This window comes from Pseudomonas californiensis (assembly GCF_021147775.1).
Taxonomy (GTDB): Bacteria; Pseudomonadota; Gammaproteobacteria; order Pseudomonadales; family Pseudomonadaceae; genus Aquipseudomonas; species Aquipseudomonas californiensis.
Window position 1 is genome coordinate 191322 of the sequence record NZ_JAGTPK010000005.1, and the last position, 23054, is coordinate 214375.

At 59.2% G+C, this 23054-nt stretch carries 19 protein-coding genes; 10 read left to right on the forward strand and 9 right to left on the reverse strand.

Features of this window, described 5'->3' with window-relative positions:
• Positions 1-32: 32 nt before the first annotated feature.
• From KDX37_RS07185 to KDX37_RS07200, 4 genes are all read right to left on the reverse strand, one after another.
• Positions 33-1400, reverse strand: a complete 1368-nt coding sequence (locus tag KDX37_RS07185; protein ID WP_231651974.1) for an imelysin family protein — start codon at positions 1398-1400, stop codon at positions 33-35.
• Between the two features lie 311 nt (positions 1401-1711).
• On the reverse strand, positions 1712-3763 hold the full coding sequence (locus KDX37_RS07190) for a putative bifunctional diguanylate cyclase/phosphodiesterase (RefSeq protein WP_231651975.1): 2052 nt from the start codon (positions 3761-3763) through the stop codon (positions 1712-1714).
• 383 nt (positions 3764-4146) lie between these two features.
• Complete coding sequence (gene sodB / locus KDX37_RS07195; protein ID WP_231651976.1) at positions 4147-4728, reverse strand: superoxide dismutase [Fe]; 582 nt, start codon at positions 4726-4728, stop codon at positions 4147-4149.
• A 199-nt stretch (positions 4729-4927) separates the two neighbouring features.
• Entirely contained in the window at positions 4928-5530 is a 603-nt protein-coding gene (locus tag KDX37_RS07200) for a LysE/ArgO family amino acid transporter (protein ID WP_231651977.1), read from the reverse strand.
• Between the two features lie 95 nt (positions 5531-5625).
• Between KDX37_RS07200 and KDX37_RS07205 the strand changes: the two genes are divergently transcribed.
• The 4 genes from KDX37_RS07205 (at position 5626) to KDX37_RS07220 (ending at position 9519) form a co-directional block, all read left to right on the forward strand.
• Entirely contained in the window at positions 5626-6525 is a 900-nt protein-coding gene (locus KDX37_RS07205) for a LysR family transcriptional regulator ArgP (protein ID WP_231651978.1), read from the forward strand.
• A gap of 72 nt (positions 6526-6597) precedes the next feature.
• Positions 6598-7590, forward strand: coding sequence for an NAD-dependent epimerase/dehydratase family protein (locus tag KDX37_RS07210; RefSeq protein WP_231651979.1), 993 nt, complete (start codon positions 6598-6600; stop codon positions 7588-7590).
• An 86-nt stretch (positions 7591-7676) separates the two neighbouring features.
• Positions 7677-8531, forward strand: a complete 855-nt coding sequence (locus KDX37_RS07215) for an ATPase (RefSeq protein ID WP_231651980.1) — start codon at positions 7677-7679, stop codon at positions 8529-8531.
• Between the two features lie 355 nt (positions 8532-8886).
• Positions 8887-9519, forward strand: a complete 633-nt coding sequence (locus KDX37_RS07220; RefSeq protein ID WP_231651981.1) for a hypothetical protein — start codon at positions 8887-8889, stop codon at positions 9517-9519.
• 70 nt (positions 9520-9589) lie between these two features.
• Here KDX37_RS07220 and KDX37_RS07225 read toward each other — a convergent pair whose 3' ends face one another.
• The 3 genes from KDX37_RS07225 to KDX37_RS07235 are packed head-to-tail and all read right to left on the reverse strand — an operon-like array spanning position 9590 to position 12170.
• The gene (locus KDX37_RS07225) at positions 9590-10639 is read right to left on the reverse strand and encodes an alkene reductase (protein ID WP_231651982.1); all 1050 of its coding nucleotides are present in this window, start codon (positions 10637-10639) and stop codon (positions 9590-9592) included.
• A 21-nt stretch (positions 10640-10660) separates the two neighbouring features.
• Complete coding sequence (locus KDX37_RS07230; protein WP_231651983.1) at positions 10661-11827, reverse strand: MFS transporter; 1167 nt, start codon at positions 11825-11827, stop codon at positions 10661-10663.
• A 28-nt stretch (positions 11828-11855) separates the two neighbouring features.
• Entirely contained in the window at positions 11856-12170 is a 315-nt protein-coding gene (locus KDX37_RS07235; protein ID WP_231651984.1) for an ArsR/SmtB family transcription factor, read from the reverse strand.
• Positions 12171-12333: 163 nt separating this feature from the next.
• On the opposite strand from KDX37_RS07235, the gene KDX37_RS07240 reads away from it, so the two are divergent.
• Positions 12334-12933, forward strand: a complete 600-nt coding sequence (locus KDX37_RS07240) for an acyl carrier protein phosphodiesterase (RefSeq protein WP_231651985.1) — start codon at positions 12334-12336, stop codon at positions 12931-12933.
• Here the strand turns inward: KDX37_RS07240 and KDX37_RS07245 are convergent.
• Positions 12891-13682: a lysophospholipid acyltransferase family protein gene (locus KDX37_RS07245; protein ID WP_231651986.1), complete on the reverse strand. Its 792-nt coding sequence runs from the start codon at positions 13680-13682 to the stop codon at positions 12891-12893. The genes KDX37_RS07240 and KDX37_RS07245 overlap by 43 nt on opposite strands.
• Positions 13682-14437 carry an L-ornithine N(alpha)-acyltransferase gene (olsB, locus tag KDX37_RS07250; RefSeq protein WP_231651987.1) on the reverse strand — a complete coding sequence of 252 codons (756 nt, stop codon included), beginning with the start codon at positions 14435-14437 and terminating at the stop codon, positions 13682-13684. The genes KDX37_RS07245 and olsB overlap by 1 nt, the downstream gene beginning before the upstream one ends.
• An 809-nt stretch (positions 14438-15246) precedes the next feature.
• Here olsB and KDX37_RS07255 point away from each other — a divergent pair.
• The 5 genes from KDX37_RS07255 to KDX37_RS07275 all read left to right on the forward strand — a co-directional run bounded on the left by KDX37_RS07255 (position 15247) and on the right by KDX37_RS07275 (position 22994).
• The gene (locus KDX37_RS07255) at positions 15247-16356 is read left to right on the forward strand and encodes a serine hydrolase domain-containing protein (RefSeq protein ID WP_231651988.1); all 1110 of its coding nucleotides are present in this window, start codon (positions 15247-15249) and stop codon (positions 16354-16356) included.
• Entirely contained in the window at positions 16353-16691 is a 339-nt protein-coding gene (locus KDX37_RS07260) for an amidase (protein WP_231651989.1), read from the forward strand. The genes KDX37_RS07255 and KDX37_RS07260 overlap by 4 nt, the downstream gene beginning before the upstream one ends.
• An 80-nt stretch (positions 16692-16771) precedes the next feature.
• A complete protein-coding gene (locus KDX37_RS07265; RefSeq protein ID WP_231651990.1) occupies positions 16772-17353 on the forward strand; it encodes a YceI family protein in 582 nt (193 codons plus the stop codon).
• 1 nt (position 17354) lies between these two features.
• Positions 17355-18512: a phospholipase D-like domain-containing protein gene (locus KDX37_RS07270; RefSeq protein WP_231651991.1), complete on the forward strand. Its 1158-nt coding sequence runs from the start codon at positions 17355-17357 to the stop codon at positions 18510-18512.
• A 714-nt stretch (positions 18513-19226) separates the two neighbouring features.
• On the forward strand, positions 19227-22994 hold the full coding sequence (locus KDX37_RS07275; RefSeq protein ID WP_231652008.1) for a type III effector: 3768 nt from the start codon (positions 19227-19229) through the stop codon (positions 22992-22994).
• The last annotated feature ends 60 nt before the right edge of the window (positions 22995-23054 follow it).

A 23054-nucleotide genomic window follows, 5' to 3' on the forward strand; every position in this document is an offset into this window, starting at 1 on the left:
GACCGGCATTTCAGGGTCTCACCAGGCGTTGATCAGAACTCGTGATCAGCGTTATCCGGGTTCAGGTCTGAGATATTCAGCTTTCCAGCGGCCTGTTCGATAGCACCAGTCTGCTTGACCAGTGCAGCGATGGCGTCGCGCACAACCTGATTGCCTGCGGTGTTGCCTGCAGCAATCAACTGGTCGAAGTGCTCGCCCTTGTTGGCGTGGTCGACGATGACCTGCAGTTTGGCCTGGGTGTCGTCCAGGTCGGCACGCAGGGTGGCGTCGGTTGCCGGATCAGCCTTGGCTACCAGCGACGACAGGCTTGGGCCGCTGATCCTGGTGCCGTCGGTACGGGTATATTCGCCCAGGTAGACGTTGCGGATGCCTTTGCCGTTGTAGAAGTGCGAGTTATGCGTATTGTCGCTGAAGCAATCGTGCTCGTCTTCGCTGGAATTGGCTTCCAGTGCCACCTTCATGCGCTCGCCTGCCAGTTCGCCCAGCGACAGGCTGCCCATGCCAAACAGCATTTTGCGCAGGCCGCTTTCGCCGGATTCGGCTTCCAGAGTGGCGCGATAGTTGTCAGCGACACCGGCTTTCCAGTTGCCGGACATTTCTTCCAGATCGGTTACCAGCAGGTCAGTGACGGCCTTGAGATAAGCGCGACGACGATCATTGTGGCCGCCGGTTGCACCCGCGCCTTCCAGGTAATCGCTGGCCGGACGTGCGCCTGCGCCAGGGCCGGTGCCGTTCAGGTCCTGGCCCCACAGCAGGAATTCGATGGCGTGGTAGCCGGTGGCAACGTTGGCTTCCGAACCGCCCAGCTCGTTCAGGCTGGCGAGTTTTTCAGGAGTGATTTCCTTGACGTCCACTTTGTCTTCGCCGACCTGGATCTCGGTGTTGGCGATGATGTTGGCAGTAGCGCCCGGGTTGCCCAGCGCGTGCTGGTAGTCTTTGGCAACGTAGTCGATCAGGCCTTCGTCCAATGGCCAGGCGTTAACCTGTCCTTCCCAGTCGTCGATGATGGTGTTGCCGAAGCGGAACACTTCGCTCTGCATGTAAGGAACGCGGGCAGCAACCCAGGCATCACGAGCAGCTTTCAGGGTTTCGTCATTGGGCTTGGCGAGAAACGCGTCAACCGTGGTACTGAGGTTTTTGGCACCGGCCTCGGCATCGCTGAAGACCGCAGAGACCATGTTCGCGTAGTTGGCGACGACGGCCTTGGCGGCAGCATCATCGGTCTGGGCGGCAGCCGCCGCCGGCGCAGCAGGTGTTGGAGCAGCAGCTGCCGGTGCCGCTGGAGCAGCAGGGGCTGCGGCCGGAGCAGGCGCAGCAGCCTTGTCCTTGCCTTCGCCACAACCGGCGAGGGAGATAGCGATGGCCAACAGACTAGCGGTTGCCAGAGGCATACGAATCATGACGGAATCCTGCGTCTATAAGGGTTATGGCGGCGTGCGCCCAGAAAATCTGCGACATGATGCGAAAGATTTGCATTCGATGTAAAGGCAAAACGCCTTTCAGGTCGTGATCAGGTATTCGGCAGGTTGTAACAGTCGGTTTCAAACTGCAGATAGCGGCGGGGTTTCGTAAGCGGCGTGAACGTCAGTTGCAGGACTTTCGCCGTCAGCCGACCGGCCTGCGGGAGCGGGGGAAGTTGACCTGCGCCGCGTCAATCGAGGGCAGGTCATTCACCAATCGATCAACGTGCAGTCCATGCTCAAGGGCCGGATCAGAGAATCACGGCATTGCTGCGCAGCGTCTGTTTGAGGTAGGTCAGCAATTCCCGGCTGGGTAGCGGTTTGCTGTACAGATAACCCTGTCCTTCATGACAACCCTCAGACACCACATACGCTTCCTGTTCGACCGTTTCGACACCCTCGGCAATGACTTGCATGCCCAGGCTTTTACCCAGCTGGATGATGGCGCGCACGATGGTTGCGTCATCGTCGTCGTCAAGCAGGTCCTGCACAAAGCTTTTGTCGATCTTGATCTTGTCCAGCGGCAGACTTTTCAAATAGCTGAGCGATGAGTAACCCGTGCCGAAGTCATCAATGGCAATCAGTGCGCCGGAGCGTCGCAGGCTGAGCAGGTGCTGGGCGGCGGTGGTGATGTCTTCCATCAGGCCGGTTTCGGTAACTTCCAGCTCCAGACTGCGTGGTGGCAGACGATAGATCTGCATCAGGTTATTGACCACGCGCGGCAGTTCCGTGTGATGCAGTTGTACAGTTGAAAGGTTGACTGCCATGCGCAAATCGACAAAGCCCTGATCGTGCCACTCACGCAGTTGGCGACAGGCCTGATCCAGCACCCATTCGCCAATGGCAATGATGGTGCCGTTCTGCTCGGCCAAGGGGATGAATACGTCCGGTGGCACCAGCCCGTGTTCCGGATGCTGCCAGCGTATCAGCGCCTCGACGCCCACGACATTCTGGTTCCGGTAGCTGATCTGCGGCTGATATACCAGATACAGCTGGTTGCGTGGCAATGCTTCACGCAGGTCCTTTTCGAGTTCGCGCCGCCTGCGCATCTCGCTGTCGACGCTGGCAATGTAAAACTGATAGCGGTTGCGAGAGCGGGCCTTTGCCAGCGTCATGGTCTGTTCGGCCTTCTGCAGCAGCTTTTCAGTGCTGTCGCCGTCCTCCGGGAACAGCGTAATTCCGATCGTGGCGCGCAGGCGGATTGATTGCTCCTCGACGGAGAAGGGCGCTTCAAGCTCGTCCAGTATGTTTTGCGCCAGTTCGGCGGCTTCATAGGGCTGCTCGATGTTGGCCTGAACCAGCGCAAATTGATCGCCGCCCAGTCGTGCCAGTGCGCCGACGCCGTCACTGTGGGCGCGCAGTCGGTCTGCCAGGGCCAATAACAACTGGTCGCCGACCTGATAACTGAACTGCTCGTTGATCCCTTTGAAATCATCCAGCCCCACACACAGGACCGCGACCCTGTGTTGCTGGCGACCGGCGTCTTCCAGGATCTTGTCCAGGCGGGTCTGCAACTGCACCCGGTTGGGCAAGCCTGTGAGAAAGTCGAACTGCGCCATGCGCTGCAGATTGTTTTCGGCCTCGTGTCGCAGGTAGGTGTTGCGCTCGATGGAGGCCAGCAGTTGATTGGCGGTGTTGACCCAGATACCCAGTTCGTTTTTTTCGTGCCCTTTGAGCGGCGGCAGTTGGTGCTCGCTGGGGCGGTCCGGGTTGATGGCTGTAAGGTGCTCGATGATTCTGGACAGCGGTTTGGTCAGCAGCCAGTGATAGACCAGGTACAAGACCAGGCCCATCGCCATGGCTCGCAACACACCGGAGATAAATATGATCACAGCATTGATGATGAACCCTTCGCCATAGTTGGCCGTGTCCATTGTGATACGGAGGTCACCGTAGTACTCGCTGTAGGGACTGCGTCCCACCAGTTGGGTGGTAAAGCTGCGTTCCTGGCCGAGGATCAAATCGGTCAGCCAGCGCGATGGAGAGGCCTTGAGCGGACGGTCCTTTTCAGCGAGCAGGGTTTCATTCGGGTGGCCGATGGAGGCCATTCGTACTGAGTTATCCTGAAACAGGCCTTCGATGACCTGCATGCCCATTTCCCGATCCAGGCTGTACACCGCTTGAGTCGAAGGGTCACGGAACATGTCCAGAATGCGTTCGGCATCACTTGCCACGGCCTGACGGGTCTTGTAGGCATCGTAAACAATTTGCGCACAGCTCAATACAACCCCCACCAGCAGCGCCGAGAGCAGTACCACGCGCAATAACTTCACCGACAAGCTGTTCTTGAGTTCCAGCTTCAATGGCCGTTCCTTAATTCACGTCGGGGCATATCGCCCTTTCACCCTCGGAAAACCAGGCGCAGCCGCACGATGAATCGAAACGGTTACATCCGGGCGGATCCCTGTCTGTCTAACGGGCTGTTGCCGTGGAGCTATCGAACCAAGCGATCCTACTATGTCGGACGGTTTGACGGGTAACTTGAGCGTGAGACTGGATCAATCGCTTTTTATAGCCACTCAGCGTCGGTCCTTACAATAGCCCACGCGTATGTAACAGACAAAGGACGTCATACGCAGCCGGTCGAGCATGCTCCATGCTCGCCAAGGCTGACTTGCCAGGGAAGAGGTTATGCGCAGGCGATAAAAAACCCGGCACAAGGCCGGGTTTTTGATGACGCTGGAAATCAGGCCGCGTATTGCTTGGCCACGAAATCCCAGTTCACCAGGTTCCAGAACGCTTCCACGTACTTTGGACGCAGGTTGCGGTAGTCGATGTAGTAAGCGTGTTCCCAGACGTCGCAAGTCAGCAGCGGGGTGTCGCCGCTGGTCAGCGGGTTGCCGGCGCCGATGGTGCTGGCCAGGGCCAGAGAACCGTCAGCCTTTTTCACCAGCCAGCCCCAGCCGGAACCGAAGGTGCCAATGGACGTTTTGCTGAACTCTTCCTTGAATTTCTCGAAGGAACCGAAAGCAGTGTTGATTGCTTCAGCCAGCGCGCCAGTAGGTTCGCCGCCAGCGTTTGGCGCCAGGCATTCCCAATAGAACGTGTGGTTCCAGACCTGCGCGGCGTTGTTGAAGATACCGCCCGAGGAAGTCTTGATGATCTCTTCCAGGGTCTTGCCTTCGAACTCGGTGCCTGGCACCAGGTTGTTCAGGTTCACGACGTAGGTGTTGTGGTGCTTGTCGTGGTGATATTCCAGTGTCTCCGCCGAAATGTGCGGCACCAGAGCGTCTTTGGCGTAGGGCAGTGGTGGCAATTCAAAAGCCATGGTTATCTCCTATCAGGTCAATTGCGGTAATCGCTAATCGCTTGGCCGATCACGGGCGGCCAGATACAGCATGCACCGGGAGTTTTACTCTTTTGCGGCACAGACCCCGGATCATAGCACCGGCCCTGCGCCTTAACCACGCAACAACTGTGTGGAATAGAGGTTCCAGAGCGATTGACCCAGCGGTCATGAAAAATCTTCAGGCTGCAATTATCAGTTGCAAAGCCACGCCGAACATCATCACCGCGACCATCACGTCCAGCACGCGCCAGGTAGCCGGCCTTGCCAGCCAGGGCGCGAGCCACGCGGCGCCCAGCGCGAGGCAGGAAAACCACAGCAACGATCCGCTCGCGGCGCCAGCCACGTAGGCCCCGGGCTCAGTCTGTTGTGCTCCCAGCGAGCCGATCAGCAGGACGGTGTCGAGGTAAACATGAGGATTGAGCAACGTGACGGCTAGCGCACTGAGCAGCACTGCACGGCGTGACCTCATGCCTGCCGTCTTGCCCTGCTCAAGGCTTTGCGCCGAACAGGCCCGGCGCAGCGCCTGTATGCCGTACCAGAGCAGAAAGACCACGCCGCCCCAGCGTGCAATCGCCAGTAAGGTCGGGCTGTGCACCAGCACATTGGCCAGGCCGAACACGCCTGCGGCAACCAGTAACGCATCACAGACAATGCACAGCATGGCCACCTGTAAATGGTGCTCACGGCGCAGACTCTGCGCGAGCACAAATGCGTTTTGCGTACCGATGGCCATGATCAAGCCCAGCGCGACCAGCAGGCCGTTCAGATAACTTTGCCACATCGATAACGCTCCAGAAATCAGATCAAGATGGCCAGTCTGGTGGTGAACGCGCTATAAGGAAAACCAATAATACTGATCCTGCATTAGGAAAACTGATGTTCGACTACAAGTTGCTGTCGGCGCTGGCCGCGGTGATCGAGCAAGCTGGCTTCGAGCGAGGCGCGCAAGTGCTTGGGCTTTCGCAATCGGCGGTCTCGCAACGCATCAAACTGCTGGAGGCACGCATTGGGCAGCCCGTACTGGTCAGGGCAACGCCACCGAGCCCGACTGAAATCGGTCGACGCTTGCTCAACCATGTGCAACAGGTACGCTTGCTGGAGCGTGACCTGCAAAGCCAGGTGCCTGCGCTGGATGAAGAGGGTACGCCCGAACGGTTACGAATTGCTCTGAATGCCGACAGCCTGGCCACCTGGTGGGCGCAGGCAGTGGGCGATTTCTGCGCGGAGCACCATCTGCTGATGGATCTGGTGGTGGAGGATCAGGATGTGGGGCTCAAGCGTATGCGTGCGGGTGAGGTTGCGGCCTGCCTGTGCGGCAGTGAGCAGCCGGTTGCCGGCGCGCGTAGCCAATTGCTGGGTGCCATGCGCTATCGTGCGCTGGCCAGCCCGGCATTCATTGCGCGGAATTTTCCCGACGGCGTAAGTGCTGAAAAACTGGTGAAGTCCGCTGCGCTGGTATTCGGCCCAGACGATTTTTTGCAGCATCGCTATTTGGCCCTGCTGGGGGTCCAAAGCGGTTTTGAGCATCATCTGTGCCCGTCTTCAGAAGGCTTCATCCGCATGATCGAAGCCGGCCTTGGTTGGGGGCTGGTGCCTGAGTTGCAGGTGCGCGATCAACTGCAGCGTGGTGTATTGCGCGAATTGGCCCCGGAACGCTACATCGACGTGCCGTTGTACTGGCACCATTGGCGCAACGGGGGCCAGTTGCTGACCCGTCTGACCGAGCACCTGGCTCGTACATCGAGCCATTGGCTGGTGCCGCTGAGCGACGAGTGAGCGTCAGTACGTTTATATGAAATCAATGTGGGCGGGCCAGGGCTCTCTCGCAACGCGTGAATGGAGCGGTAAATGAAGATTCTGGTCACCGGCGCAAGCGGCTTTATTGGCGGACGCTTTGCGCGTTTTGCCCTGGAGCAGGGCATGAGCGTTCGGGTCAATGGTCGTCGTGCCGAGGGTGTGGAGCATCTGGTCAGGCGCGGCGCGGAATTCATTCAGGGCGACCTCAATGATCCGTACCTGGTCCGGGCGCTGTGCGATGACGTCGAGGCGGTGGTGCACTGCGCCGGCGCCGTCGGTGTGTGGGGGCGCAAGCAGGATTTCATGCAGGGCAACGTGCAGGTCACCGAGAACATCGTCGAGGGCTGCCTGAAACAAAGGGTCAAAAGGCTGGTCCATCTGTCGTCACCGTCGATCTATTTTGACGGGCAGTCACATCGGGATATTACCGAAGACCAGGTGCCCAGGCGCTTTAACAATCATTACGCGGCCACCAAGTATCTGGCGGAACAAAAGGTATTCGGTGCTGAAGAGTTCGGACTGGAAGTCATCGCGCTAAGACCTCGTTTCGTGACCGGCGCGGGCGACAACAGCATCTTCCCACGCTTGCTTCGCATGCAGCAGAAGAAGCGTTTGTCGATCGTGGGCAATGGTTTGAACGTGGTGGACTTCACCAGCATGCAGAACCTTAACGAAGCCATGTTAAGCAGTCTGCTGGCGGCAGGTTCTGCGCTGGGCAAGGCGTATAACATCAGCAATGGAACCCCGGTACCATTGTGGGATGCGATCAATTATGTGATGCGCCAGATGCAGTTGCCTCAAGTCACGCGTTACCGTTCGTATGGGCTTGCGTACACGGCTGCGGCGATCAATGAAGGGGCCTGCATGCTGTGGCCGGGTCGACCTGAACCGACGCTGTCCAGGCTTGGGATGCAGGTCATGAACAGAGATTTCACGCTTGATATCAGCCGTGCCAGGCATTATCTGGATTACCAGCCCAACGTCAGTATCTGGACGGCGCTGGATGAGTTTTGTGGCTGGTGGAAGGCCCAACAATCGATCTGAGCAAAGTAGTGGCGCAGTGATGTTGCTTTTTGCGCTGTTGTTATACTGCTCAGCTTTGGTTTCAACAGCTTCTTGAAGGGTTGCTCATGCGTAACGATCCATACGACGACGTCGACGACGTTCCCAACCTCAGCGCCAAGGACGACGATGATGAAGATTTCGTTCCAGCCAAGGGCGCGCGCGAGCGTACCACTGTCTATTCGCGAACGACGCCGGTAGTCAAGGTCAAAGGTCCGAGCACCGGGCCGTTGTGGGCGTTGGTGGGTGCTTTGTTCATCGCGTTTTGTGGCCTGGGCTGGTGGAGCTTTCAGCAGGTTTCGCTCATGGAACAACAGTTGGTTGCGACTCAGGAGAGCTTCGCCCGCATCAGTGAAGAAGCGGCCGGGCGGCTACAGGATATCTCCGGCAAGGTGGTTGCCACCGAGTCGTTGTCCAGTGACGGAGAGGCGCTCAAGCAGCGGATCAAACTCCTCGAAGCGCAGCTCGAAGATCAGGACAAGCAGCGCGAAGGTGTGCAGGGGCAGCAAAGCACACTGGACAAACGTCTGGAGCAGATGTCTGCGCAAACCACTCAGCAGCAGACCGAGAGTGCGCAATTGCAGGAACAGCTCAAGAGCGTGGTCACCGAACTGAGCGCATTGAAAGCATCATTGCCTGACGTGAAAACTGCACAGGCTAACCTGGACAAACTTGACGTCCAGTTGAAAAGTCTGGCGGCGGACGTGGCGACCCTTAAGAAGCAGGGCAGCCCTGCAGCAGCCATCGAGCGCCTGGAGCAGGACATGATCGTGCTCAAGAGCGAGCAGGAAAACCGCCCGGCTCCGTCGGCTGCGGGCAACACCGCAGAGTTTGATACGTTCCGGGCTCAAGTGACCCGCAACATCAATACCCTGACCAGTCAGATCCAGAACCTCTCGCAACAACTCAACGCTCGTCAGTGAACCTCAAACCCGGCCTGCTGCGACCGACAGCAGGCCAGGTTCGGCTGCAACAGTTGCTGCGCTGCCATGAGTTTTTTGCCTTCACTACATAGATATGGATGGATCAGAGCAGGTGCGGATTACGCTTGCCCGACTCCCAGGCCCTCTGTACTCCAGTTCAGACCGGCATCCAAACGATGCCACTTCATCGCGTTTCGTCACTATCAGCCGGACATGTTCTTTGCTGCGGTAGCGATTGCCTGATGACTCTTGACTGAATATCGCCGAGGCCAGCCTGGAAGTTATTTCCGCGCGTGCGCTGTCGTACAGCGACGCCCTCGCGCCTCATCCGCACTGTTCGAATTCGGTCAAACACATGAAATTACCTGTCAAACCACCTACAAAAATTTCTACCAAACCAACCGGCAAAGCCACCGTGCCGCCACCGGTTGTGAAACCACCCATCAAGCCGCCTGTGAAACCGCCTGTAAAGCCACCGGTCAAGCCGCCTGTGAAGCCACCGGTGCAGCCGCCCGTAAAACCGCCGGTGCGGCCACCGGTCAAGCCGCCTGTAAAACCCATCGTCAAGCCTTCCGTATTGCCTCCGGTCAGCACCGTGATGCCGGCCGTTGCGCTGGCACCGTTGGCGCTTGAAACCTTGCTGACGGCCACCAATACCACAATGGGCGTGCTGCAATTGCTCCATCCGCCCGGCAACATTCCCAACCCGGATGGCACCGTGACCTACCCCAACGGTGCGATAGCCGATGCTGCAGGGCAGTCGGTTACCCATCCTGATGGGAGCGTCCAGCATCTGGACGGCACGACTGTGCATGCGGACGGAGCAACCACTTACCCGGACGGCAATGTTCTGCATGCCGATGGCACGTGGGTGTTCGCTGACGGGTCGGTCTGCTACCCCGACGGCCGCTGGAAGTTGGCGGACGGCACCATCACCGATGCCGAGGGCAATGTCATCGGCGTCAATGCCTCTCCCGCAGCGCAGTAAGCAGCCAACGTAAACCCCTAAAAAAGCCCTGGCTCGCGAGAGCCAGGGCTTTGGTGTTTACGAGCTGTGCTTACAAACGTGGGTAGTCGATGTACCCGACTGGTCCCTTGGCATAGAACGTTTCCGGATGCGCTTCATTGAGTGGCGCATCGTTGGCCAGCCGCTCTGGAAGGTCTGGATTGGCGATGTAAGGCACGCCGAACGCTACCGCGTCAGCCTTGCCTTCGGCCAGCCAGGCATTGGCGCTGTCCTTGGTGAATTTCTCGTTGGCTATGTAGACGCCGCCGAAATCTTTCTTCAATTGTGGCCCAAGGCTGTCGCCAGCATCACGCTCGCGTGAGCAAATGAACGCGATACCGCGCTTGCCCAGTTCCTTCGCCACGTAGCTGAACGTTTCCGCCAGGTTGTCATCGCCCATGTCATGCAGGTCGGCACGAGGCGACAGGTGCACGCCTACACGGCCAGCGCCCCAGATTTCAATAGCGGCATCTGTCACTTCGAGCAACAGACGCGCACGGTTTTCAACCGTGCCACCGTACTGATCGGTGCGTTGATTGGTGCTGGTTTGCAGGAACTGGTCCAGCAGGTAGCCGTTTGCACCTTGCAGCTCCACGCCATCAAAGCCCGCAGCCTTGGCGTTTTCTGCACCCACGCGGTAGGCCTCGACGATGTCACCGATTTCTGCCAGTTCCAGTGCGCGAGGTGTCGGGAACGAGGTGATAGGGCGCACCAGGCTCACGTGACCTTCGGGTTGAATGGCGCTCGGCGCAACCGGCGTTTCGCCGTCCAGATAGGACGAATGGGAGATCCGGCCTACATGCCAGAGTTGCAGAACGATGCGGCCACCGGCGCCGTGAACAGCTTTGGTGATGTTGCTCCAGCCACGCACCTGGTCGTTGGACCAGATACCAGGAGTGTCGGGATAGCCCACGCCCATAGGTGCGACGGAAGTCGCTTCGCTGATGATCAGCCCGGCGGATGCGCGCTGAACGTAGTACTCAGCCATCATCGCGTTGGGTACCCGGCCTTCGTCGGCGCGGCAGCGCGTCAAGGGCGCCATGATGATGCGGTTGGGCAACTGCAGATCGCCAACGGTGATCGGGTCGAAAATAGTGGTCATGTGGCAAAACCTCTTGAGTGATCAGTTGGTAGCAGGTGACAGCTCGGGATTACCGGTCTGGCGAAAGGTGATGAGGGTGATCAGCAGCGCGAGCACGGCCAGCGCGGCGGCGGCCAGTGGCACGCTGGTCAGGCCCAGGCCGTGAGCGATCACGCTACCGCCGACCCAGGCGCCCAGCGCATTACCGACGTTGAACGCGCCGATGTTCAGGGTCGAAACCAGATTGGGCGCGGCCTTGCCGAAGGTCACTACGTTGATCTGCAAGGCAGGTACTGCTGCAAAGGCAGCCACGGCCCAGAGGAACAAAGTGATCTCGGTCGGGATCAGTGCTGCGCTGGTCCAGCTCAGTGCTGTGGAGATCACCGCCATCGAGATGAACACGGTGATCAATGTGGACGACACACGGCGGTCAGCCATCTTGCCGCCGATCACGTTGCCAGCGGTCAGGCCCAGGCCAATCAGCAACAGCGTCCAGGTAACACCCTGCGGCGATACGCCTGTCACGTCGCCAAGCAGTGGCGCCACGTAAGTAAACAGCGTGAACATGGACGCTGAAAAAAGCGCAGTCATGGTCAGCGACAGCCAGATCCCTGCGCCCCTGAGGGCCGCCAGCTCGGCACGCATGTCGAGTTTTTCTTCGTTGCGGTTGGTCGGCAGAAACCGGATCAGACCGATCAGAGCGATGACGCCAATCACAGTCACAGCCCAGAACGTCGAGCGCCAGCCTGCGTACTGACCCAGCGCTGTGCCCAGTGGTACGCCCAGTACGTTTGCAAGTGTCAGACCGGTAAACATCAATGCCACCGCTGAGGCGCGGCGATTGGCGGGCACCAGACCTGCTGCGACCACCGAGCCGATACCGAAGAACGCGCCATGACACAGCGCCGTCACTACACGGGCAAACATCAGTACGTTGTAATCACTGGCAAGCGCGCAGAGCAGGTTGCCGACGATAAAAATGCCCATCAGCGTGACGAGGGCTGCCTTGCGCGGCAGCTTCGCCGTGGCCATCGCCATGAACGATGCGCCAACCGCAACGCCCAGCGCGTAGCCAGTGACCAGCCAGCCTGCGCCTGGGATCGATACGCCGAGGTCTGCAGCAACATCCGGCAGTAGCCCCATGATGACAAATTCGGTGGTGCCGATGGCGAAGGCGCTCAGGGCCAGAATGAGTAGTGAAAGAGGCACGGAGCATCTCCTTGAAAGTGAGTGAGGATCAGGCCGGATTGTTCAGTTCTTGAACGAGAGCCTGGACGAATGCCTGGATGGTTTCTTCATTGCGTCTGAAAAAGTGCCATTGGCCCACCTTCTTGCTGCTGATCAAGCCTGCCCGTTGCAGGGTTGCCAGATGCGCAGAGACGGTGGACTGCGAGAGCCCTGCACGCTGATCGATCTGACCGGCGCAGACGCCGTGTTCAATCGAGTGTTCCTGAGCAGGGAAGGTCCCGCGAGGGTCCTTGAGCCAGGTCAGGATGTCTCGGCGGACCGGATGGGCCAGGGCTTTTATTATGTCGTCGAGGTCGAGAGGCATGTCGTTCTCACAGGCGGTGTAGCGATATATCGCGATAGAGCGAACTTTATATCTGTATTTCGCGATATACAAATATGATTTAGTTCTTGGTCTCTCGTAAATCGATATATCGGGTTATAACGATATGTGGACCTGGCCCCTGAAAGCGGCGTAGGCTTGGTCCATGAACTATCTGGCACATCTTCATCTTGGCGGTCATCGGCCCGCCCAATTGCTCGGCAGCCTTTACGGTGACTTTGTCAAAGGTCCGCTGCCGGGGCGCTTTCCTGCGGAGCTGGAAGCGTCTATCCGTCTGCACCGCCACATCGATGCTTTCACAGACAACCACCCGTTGATCAAAGCCTCTGTTGCCCGCTTTCCGACGCAGCGACGCCGATACGCCGGGATCATGCTGGATGTGTTTTTCGATCATTGTCTGGCGCGTGACTGGCATCGCTACGCCGATCTGCCATTGGATGTGTTCACACAACAGGTTTACGGCGTGTTGGCTGCCGAACCCGAGTTGCCGGAGCGTCTGGCGTTGATTGCACCCCGGATGGCCGCGCAGGACTGGCTGGGTTCGTATCGGGATTTCGAGGTGCTGGAGCAGGTGTTGGGCGGGATCTCCCGACGTCTCTCTCGACCAGAAGGGCTGGCAGGCGGCATGCAGGAACTGCAGGCGCTCTACCAACCCTTGAGTGCTGATTTCAATGAGTTTTATCCGCAGTTGCTGGAGTTTGCTCAGGCCGCTCTGGCCGGACGCGAAACTACTTCGCGCGGTTGAGCAGGCTCGCCAAACAGCGCCATCTGTACCGCCTGCTGAGCCTTGAACGCCAAGGCTGCGCGCTCTTGATCGACGCTCGGAATGGGTGTCAGCAAATGGATATGAACGTCGCTTTGCTCGTTGGCGAATAACCTGCGCAAATGCGACAGCAGGTCATCGTCACCAATGAATGGCGCTATCGGGTCTGGCTTGCCATCACGCGAGTAGGCAATCGCAACTGGCTGGATTGCAACGCCCGCTTCAATGGCGCTGGACAGCAGGCGACCGTGGAAGGTACGCAGGCTCTTGCCGTCCGTGGTAGTGCCTTCCGGAAAAATCAGCAGCGAGTTGCCCTGATGCAGGTGGTTGCTCATCTGCTTCTGGATCAAACGGCTGTCGCCCGAGCCCCGGCGGATGAACAGCGTACCGGCCTTCAAGGCCAGCCAGCCCGCGACCGGCCAGGTACGCACTTCCGCCTTGGAGAGAAAAGACAACGGGGCAAGCATGCCCAGCAGCGCGATATCCGTCCAGGACACATGATTGCTGACCCACAGCATTGGTTGACGTGGCAGCTCGCCGGTCACGGTCACCCGAAAGGGCAGGGCGTTGGTCAGGCGCGCCATGAACCAGCGACTCCAGCGCTGCCGACGCTCCATCGAGCTGCCGACCTTGATGCGCTCAAGTATCGCGAACGCCCCGGCGATGCTCAGCCCGAGCGCCACTACCACCAGCACCCTGGCCACGCGGGCATAACCGCGTAACCGGCTCATCACACGGCCGCCTTGAAGTGGCGAGCGTAGCGCGGACACAAATCGTCGCGCTTGAGCAGGATAAACACATCGGCGACCTGGAATTCTTCATCCCAGCACGGCTCGCCGCAAATCTTTGCGCCCAGGCGCATATAGGCCTTGAGCAGCGGTGGCATTTCGCAGATAACGTTGCTCGGGATATCAAGCGTCGGCAGTGGTTTTTTCGGTTCGGCGCGCAAGTGTTCGTTACACAGGTAGCGCTCGCGAAGACGCTGCATGATTGCGTGAGCCTGAATGCCGCCGTCCTGCATCGGGATGCTGGCACAACCCATCAGGTAGCTGTAACCGCCTTCGTTAAGCACTTCGGCCAGCTCGCTCCACAACACCGCAATGGTGCCGCCGTTGCGGTAGGCAGGGGCGACGCAGGTGCGGCCCAACTCAAGTATCGGCCCTTGCAGATGAACCAGTCCGTGCAGGCTGAATTCTTCTTCACTGTAAAAACGCCCCAACGTGCTGGCGGCCTGGTGATCCAACAAGCGGGTAGTCGCCACCAGCCGACCAGTGTTCAGGTCCCGCACCCCGATGTGCGAGCAGTGCACGTCGTAGTCGTCGATATCCAGACCTTGCTCGGCGCCCTTGAGGCGGGCGTTGAACTCTTCGCTGAACACACTGAAGCGCAAGGCCTGTGCTTCCTGCAAGGCCTGCGCTCCAATCAGGCGCTCGGCCTGAAGACGACGTTCGGAAGTGTTGTCACGAATGCGGGCGATCTGAGTCATACGAAATCTCCATGAGCCAGCCTTTGCAAATCGGGCCGGTCGACTGAGTTGTCCAAGCGCTTTGCTGTCAGTGCAGGCTAGGGAGATGCCGTGTCATGCCCATGAAGCTTTGGTGATGGTTGTGTGACTGGCGCATCCGCGTGCTGTGGCGGTTACATCCCGGGGCGATGTTTGTTTTCAAACAAGTCTTCGCGAGCAAACGGAACGCCGCCCGGCTCTCTTCTACTCGATAGGTGAATTCAAGCTTGAAATCCAGGTCTGGTGGACTGCACCTGTGGGAGTCAGCTTGCTGACGAAGAGGCCGGTATGCTCACTGAAAATGTCGGCTCAAGATCAGCTCCGATCAGAAAAAAAAGCCAAGCCACGGCAGAGCAGAAAACAAACAGCGCCTTTCTGCCCCCTCCATAGCCGCCACACCTCCGAACGCGACGTAAGCTGCAGGCTGAGTTCTGGCGCTCACCCGTTGCAGCGACCGCCGGATCAGTCTCAGGACGAGGAGATCTGCCGCAGGCGGACCCAACCGGAGCCTTGGGCTTTGCCTGCTTTGGCCCCATCAAAGTGGGTCGCCGAGGGGCGAAAAGTTGACCTGAGCCGAGCGCGCGAGCAACTGAGTCCACAGCCCAGAACTTCCAGAACAAAACCACACAGACGTCGGAAAAAACAGATTCTGGCGGCGGCGTACCTATCCGAACGGCGTCTGCGCTGCCGAGAAAGGTTTCCATATCCGCCCGCAAGGACATGGTGCGTTCAGACGCATGCCCGTCATAAACCCCTGCTAACGTGCGCGGACAATCCTGCGAGGACTCGTCATGCTGTCTCGGTTGGTTCGCCTGTGTCTGTCCATTGTTCTGAGTGTAAATGCCGTCAATGCAGTGGCCGAAACCTGGCCCGGCGAGCAGTGGTCGGTTCGGGCTGTCACTGGCTCGGCGGCGCTTGATGCGCTTGAAAGTTACGCCTTCAGCCCGCGTGACGAGGCGACCCGCAAAGGTGTGCGCACCGACGCGTTGCTGGTAATCAAGGACGGCGAGATTGTTTACGAACGCTATGCCGGAGTGACCACTGCACAGACCCCACACCTCACGTGGTCGATCAGCAAAAGCATCATGGCGACGGTGTTGGGCGTAGCGTTCGGCGAAGGGCGCTTTCAACTCGCCGACCCGGTGGCCAGATTTTATCCGCCGTTCCAGGCGCACCCGGACATCGCCATCAAGGACCTGATGCACTGGGCGTCAGGCCTGGACTGGCAAGAAGACTACGAATACGCGCCGCTCAATTCTTCTGTGGTCGCCATGCTCTACACCCGAGGTCGCGAAGACATGGCGCGTTTTACCGCCAGTTTCAAGGCGATAAAAGCGCCTGGCACTGCGTATCTGTACTCCAGTGGCGACAGCAACGTATTGGCTGCCGCATTGAAAACCATGGTCGGCGACAAGGCCTATGCGGGTTACCCGTGGGCTGCGCTGTTTGACCCGCTCGGTATCCGCAGTGCCGTCTGGGAAACCGACGGCGGGGGCACCTTTGTCGGCTCGTCTTACGCCTACATGACCGCCCGGGACCTGGCGCGTATCGGCCTGCTCATGCAGCGGGGTGGACGTTGGCAGGATCGACAACTGCTCGACAAGACGTGGATGGATTTTGTGCTGACGCCTTTCAACGGCGAGCAAGTAAACGCCCAGGTGGAAATCCCCGGTGGGCAATGGTGGCTCAATCGCGCTGCGCAGGGGCAGATCAGACCTTGGCCGGACGCGCCCCCCGACACTTTCGCTGCTCTTGGGCATTGGGGGCAGGCGTTGTATGTGATCCCGAGTCAGCGACTGGTCATCGTGCGTTACGCCGACGACCGCGACGGCAGTTATGACCACGACCAATTGCTCAAGCAGGTACAGGCCGCATTCGGCAACAAAGGAGGTGTGCAATGAGCAATCGCCGAATGTTCATAGTGCGGCGCCCCTTCAGCAGTCTGTTGTTGCTGATACTCCTCGCACTGGCGTTGCTGGGCTGGCAATACCGAGTCGCCCTGCAGGCTTTCCCTACGATCATCAGCGCCTACACGGCCAAGGAATATTGCTCGTGTCGCTACGTAATGAACAATCCTCAGGGTTATTGTGAGGCTTACGTCAAACAGTACGTACCCAGTAACCTGGTCGACGACAGCAATGAAAAACGCGTGGTAGCCAGCGGTCTTGGGCGCACCAGCAGTGCAGTCTGGCAAGGCGCCCGTCAGGGCTGCCGTCTGTTGTCACCGCTGCCGTGAAATTCCAGTCCGAACGTAGCGGTTTGCCAGCGGTCTGACAGGCGGATAAGGTGGCCGTCAATTGTTCGTCTGGAGTCTGCATGCTCAACACAACTCGCCTGCTGCTGGTCATGCTGGCCGCAGTGGCGTTACCTGCCCACGCGAACTGGTACCTGGATAACGAATCGTCGCGACTGTCGTTCATTTCCACCAAAAATGCCGACGTTGCCGAAGTGCACCGCTTTCTTGTCTTGCGTGGCAAAGTCGACAGCAAAGGCCTGGCCAATGTGGAAGTGGAGCTGGAGTCTGTCAGCACAGGGATCGCTTTGCGTGACGAGCGTCTTCGTGACCAGGTCTTTCAAATCCGTAAATTCCCCGAAGCGCAGATCACCGCGCAACTCGACATGCGGCCGATCAACGCCCTGGCGCCGGGTGCACAGCTTGAACTGCGCCTGCCACTGACGGTGAGCCTGCGAGGCAAGACGCACACCTATAACGCCGAATTGCTGGCCACGCGTCTCGACGAGCGGCGGTTTCAGGTGGTGACGCTCGAACCGTTGGTGGTGCATGCCCAAGACTTTGATCTGGTTCCAGATTTCAACGCCTTGCGCAGCGCCTCGGGGTTGTCGGCCATCAGCCTTTCGGTCCCGGTCGGGGCTGTCCTGATCTTCACGGCGCGCTGATATGAACGGTGCGATCTTTCCGTGGCGTGAAAACAACCAGTTTCAATTACTGATCGATGGTCCAGCGTTTTTCCCCCGCATGATTGCCGCGATAGACCGCGCCGAGCAGCAGGTGGATCTGGAGTTGTACCTGGTCGAGGCCGGTGCCTGCGCCGATGCGATTGTGCGTGCGCTGGTCGAGGCTGGCCGGCGGGGAGTGATCGTTCGCTGCCTGTTTGACGATTTCGGTTCCAAAGCCTTCGATGCCGGGCTGCGTAAACAGCTGACCGATGCCGGAGTGATTCTGCGCTTCTACAACCCGATCCATTGGCGGCGGGGCATCCGTAATTTCTACCGCGATCACCGCAAGCTGCTGGTGGTTGACAAGGCTTATGCCGTGGTCGGCGGCACCGGTGTGACCGATGAATTCTGGGAACCGGACAAAGAGGTCAGTCAGTGGCATGAGGTGATGGTCGAGATCACCGGCCCGCTGGTGATCGACTGGCAGGCATTGTTCGACCGGCAGTTTCATGCAAACGCCCGACGTTTCGCCTGGCGGCCTGCAGAAAATTTTGGTCTCACGCACCTGCCCAAGGTTCCGGTTTCAGGCGACGGACTGGGGCGCGTGGCCTATGCCGACTCCCGCCAGCATCGTGACATTCTGCAATCGCTGGTACGCGCGCTGAATAGCGGTCAGCAACGCATCTGGTTGGCAACGCCGTATTTTCTGCCGACCTGGAAAGTGCGTCGCTCCCTGCGCAGGGCGGCGGCGCGTGGCGTTGATGTACGCCTGCTGCTGACAGGCCCGCGCACCGATCACCCCTCGGTACGGTATGCCGGCCACCGTTACTACCCGCGGCTGCTGCGCGCAGGGGTGAAGATCTTCGAATATCAACCGTGTTTCCTGCACCTGAAAATGGTGCTGATCGACGATTGGGTGAGCATCGGCTCGTGCAACTTCGACCACTGGAATCTGCGCTTCAATCTTGAAGCGAACCTGGAAGCCATCGACCCTGGGCTGACCCGCGATGTGGTTGCCAGTTTCGACAAGGATTTCGCCTTGAGCAGCGAGGTCACCCTCGCAGACTGGAAGGCGCGGCCCTTGTGGCGGCGCGTCAAGCAGCGGGTGTGGGGCTGGATTGATCGGTTGGTGGTCAACTTGCTCGATCAGCGTAACTGAGGTGCGGCAGAGCGGATGGGCCGCGGCCCGAAAAGGCAGGATGAGTGTAGGGCCCAGCATTTTCATGCAGGGTCAGGCATCGGTCGGTGCGTTTCGATGGCAGCGCTGTCCAAACCACGGCGCATGGAACCGAAACACCACGGCGCCCACTCACCTGCGAGAGGCATCCGAAATGGCGACGTCACGTAGGCCGCTTCACTGCATCACTTCTACCGAATGGAGCCATCACGCCACCCAGGCTCCATGCCCTTGAATCGTTCATGCGCACTCGGCGCCCTGGTTTCAGGTGACCAGGTTTAACGCTACACACACACACACACACAACGCACAGTCGATTATTACCGCCCACTTGTATTTATCTGTCGAAACCCATCATTGAGTTAATGGAAGACTCTTATGACGTTGAGAATCAATACACCGGTACCTGCTCGCCCTGCGTTTGTCGAACCCGAATCAACTCCCCGGCCTGCTACCGTCCAGGCTCCGCCCACGCAGCCCGTTTCGCGATCTGTCGCTAACCCCAATGCGCCGAAATCCAGCCCCGGTGTCCAGCACGCTCATGGGTTGAGAGCGCGTATTGCCGGTAAGGCTTCTGAACGCCAGACTGTCTTCACATTTGGCATACCGGGCACGGGCCGCACCATCAACCGGCCGTTGCGCACCGGGCTTGATGAGACTGCGCAACCTAGCGCTGGCAATCAGGGCGAAGATGCGTTGCTGGCAGAGGCTGACACGTTAATGGCTCTGGCTGAGTCAGCCCTCGCCAGTCTCACCGCCACGCCGGTTGATCAGTGGGAGCGTCCGGCTCCGTCAACGGCCCGGCGAATGGCGAGCAAGGTCATGCCCTGGTTGAAGCCGGATCCTCTGCGCAGCCTGCTTGCCTCGGACGACAAATCGAAGTCGACCCAGACACAGCCCCCTCACGACCCTCAAGCCATCGCGGCGGCGGCGGCCGAATTGAGCGCCCGACTGGATCACCTGTCTGATGCGGTCGATGTAGCGATCAGAAAGCGCGCGCAGGCCCACGAACATCTGGATTCACTGCGCCAGACCCAGCCTGCGCCTGCTGCTGATCGGGTTGATCAGGCTCAGGCGCGCGCTCAATTGGCCGACAGCGAGGCCGAACTGGCCAACCGGCAATTGCGTGAACTGCTGCAGGGCACCGACCTTTTGCGCCTCGGTGCACTCAGTGAGGGGCACGATCAGATTCAGCAGAAGGCCGAATTCTCCGGGCAATGGCTGGGCGAGCTGCGAGGGTTGATAGAAGCGGTCGACGTCAGGTTCGCTGATCGGCGTGACGCCCTCGGTGTCGAACTCAAACTGAAGGCGGCCGAGACGCGTGCGTTGATTTCTCTCGACCATGATATGACCGTCGCCGAGCGTACGCTCGCTCACGCTGATAGCCGACTGGCAACGTTGCGTGCCCAGCTTCGCGAAACTCCAGAAGGTTCTGCTGAAGCGGATGCAGTGAATGCCACGATTGAACGCGGGTTCGAAGAACGGTCGCGGGCGATGGAGATACATCAGGATCTGGTTCAGCGACTGGTGCGAGTCGATGCCGATATGGCTCGGCTCAATGAAGCGCTGGGGGCGCTTCACCAGCGTATTGCTGTCGATACTGACAAGCGCTTTGCCTTGAATGACACCCGGCAAAAATTGCCGCCGTCTGCGTCCCAGACCCAACCTCCAGACGCTGATGCTGCCGAGCGGGTAGACAAGGCCGCTTTGAAGACTGTTCGCGAGCGCTTCCTTGCCCGCCAGATCCAGGCATCGAATGCGTTTGCGCCGCACGGTATGCAGGAAATACAACCGGCCCTCATGCGCATTACTGCTCGCCTCGACGGGAAACCTGCGCCCACTCCGTTGCCAGCGTTCGCTGTGATTGAATCGGTGACGTCTGCGCTGGCCGACGTAACCGGCAACAACGCAGAACGTGCCAGGCGCGTACTCGACGCTCTCAACCAGTACCCCATCGAGCACTGGCCGCGCGTTGCCGATGATCTGAGAAAATCCGTCAGGACTCGCCCTTCAGGCTCTGCAAATCTGCAGCAGGATATCCTCGACTTTTGCCGACAAATGGCCGATGTACCGCGTGGCATAGAGATGCTGCACGTGCTGTCCGGCGACGGCAACGAGCCGGTTGCGGCGGCCAAGGCGCTGAATTTACGGGTGTTCTGGAATGCTGATCAGGCGCAACAGAGCGAGCCGGACGAGGCCGTCAAGGGATGGCTGCAAACCGCCAGGCACGTGGCGCGAAACAAGCTGGCGGGCGATGAGACGCCAGTCGACGACGTCGACAATGCCGCCTTCAATGCCGTGCGCAACGGCTACCTCAGCAACGCCCCCAGCACGCTCTATGATCAGCACAACGCGCGGCTCAAAAAGGCGACGGTCGAATGGGTCATGCGTGCAGCCGCGGCCGATGCCCCCACGCCAACAACGGCACCTACTGTTGATAAAACCTCGTTGTCGCGCAGGCTGATTCCGACGCTGAACAAAACGCCCTTTGCCAAATCGACGTTGAACCGTGCTTATTCGGTGGGGGAGAGCATGGGTATACAGTCGCCGAGGCGGCAAGTCGACATGGTCATCTCGCGGCGGATCGGCCTGTTGGACGCACACTTGAAAACATGCCGCGTCGCTTCAGAGTTTCAAACCGAGGTTGCGGCGGCCCAGGCCATGCTCGATCACCTGAAATCGCTGGAGAAAAAGGGTAACCACCTGTCACAGACGAACTTGCGAAAACGTGACGGCAAGACGATTCAGAGTCTACTGAAGGCACGCGTCAAACAGCAGCGCTTGTCGCAGATGTGGGACAAGCCGACCGACGCCGGTGGCCGGCGCGAAGTCAACCTGCTGCCGAAAGCGGAATCTGTCACCCTGCCGCCGTTTTATACGGAGTTGACCAACGGCAGGCTCACAGCCTACGAAGCAGTCAATCGTATCGATGAACACTTGCGCGAGGTGTTGCCGCCCGCGCTGATGCCCGCTGCGCCCGTTGACGACTTGCTGACAGACGATCTGGAGGCGGCGATAAAACTGCTCAAGAACCGCCACCTGAACGATAAAAGCGACATCGTCACATTATTCAAACCGGCCATTCTTGAAAGTCGCCTGCGTGACCGCTGGCGTCTGGGAGGTGGGGGTACTCTGGGGCTGGGTGTTCCTTCGTTGCCTTATGGTTCTATATCGCCGATTGCTTCACCGATCTTCTCGGTAGAAAAGTCGCGCAGTGACGAAGCGTTCGCCCAGTTGTTCATGCCCATCCTGGGTATGGAAATGTCGTTCGGCAAGGCACGCACCGATGCCGCCGAAGCCACGGTCGGTGTTGCCGTCGGCCCGCAAGTGGCGCCTGGGGTGTCACTGCAAGGTGCGCTGACGACACGCTTTACCGCGCAGGAGACAAAGACCAGCTCGACACTGATGCGGTTTTTCCGGACACGCCACAAAGACGATGAAATGCGCGGCAACATGGTCAATGCGCTGGACAGCATGGTGCGTTGGGACCTGATCAAGCCAGAGAGAGGGCGCGATTACGCGGGACCTCTGGAGTCGATACTGGCGCGTAACCCAGAGGTGTCCATCAGCCAGATCGATGCCAAAAGCAACACCCGAACGCTGGCAGGACGTCTGGCTTTTCGGTCCCCGGCTTCACGTTTTGTCGACGGTAACAGTGGCGCTGGGCAGAACATCACGGCGGAGCCTTCGGTATACGTCGAAGCGGACCGGATCACTGAACAGCGCACAGAGAAGGGTGGGTTCATCAGTGTGGTGGGTAACAGGGCGAGCACCGCTCAACAACGAGCCGGGATCAGCGCCAACCTCAATGTGTCGCCAATCGCCAGTGGAGCAGTGCCGGCCAAAAACGGGCATCACGGTGTGCAAGGGCAGGGGTTGGGGCTGCAACTCGGCGCTTCCCGCGACCTGGCGTGGGCGCTTGAAAAAAATGAGATTTCCCCTTTCCTGATCGGTGACAAGCAGGATGCAGACCTTGATCGGCACTATTCCACGCCGCGCGACATGCTGGCCGAGATCAATGCCAACCGCGATGTATGGCTGATGCGTTGCATCGAGACACTGGAACCGGACGAATCCGGTACCAAGCACACGCCTGACAACCGTCTGCGTGCCGCCACGCTTCTGGAAACGTTTGAAAATGATATCAAGCGCTTGGGGAAGGAGAGCAAGTACTGCCAGTACAACGTCAACTACTCAATGAAAGGCCGAGCAGGCGCCGAGATCGATGGCTATCGCAGTATTCAGGCGCTGGCGTTGAAGCACGGCGACTCGCAACGCGCCGAAGAGGCCCAGCGCGCTATCGACGACATCATGCTGATGCGCGAAACCTGGCGGCCTCTGGTGTTGATCGTTCGTGAGCGTGCCAGAGACTCTACGCTGAAAGGCTGGCGCAGCCTGGTGCGGTGGCAGAAGCTTTCGAATGTGGATGGACAGCGGACGGCGGCACAGTTTCCTCCGGCTTGAGCGCAGCAGATCGCCCTGCGGGTTTGGTCCCATGAACACAGAGGCAGGGTAACGGGCGAT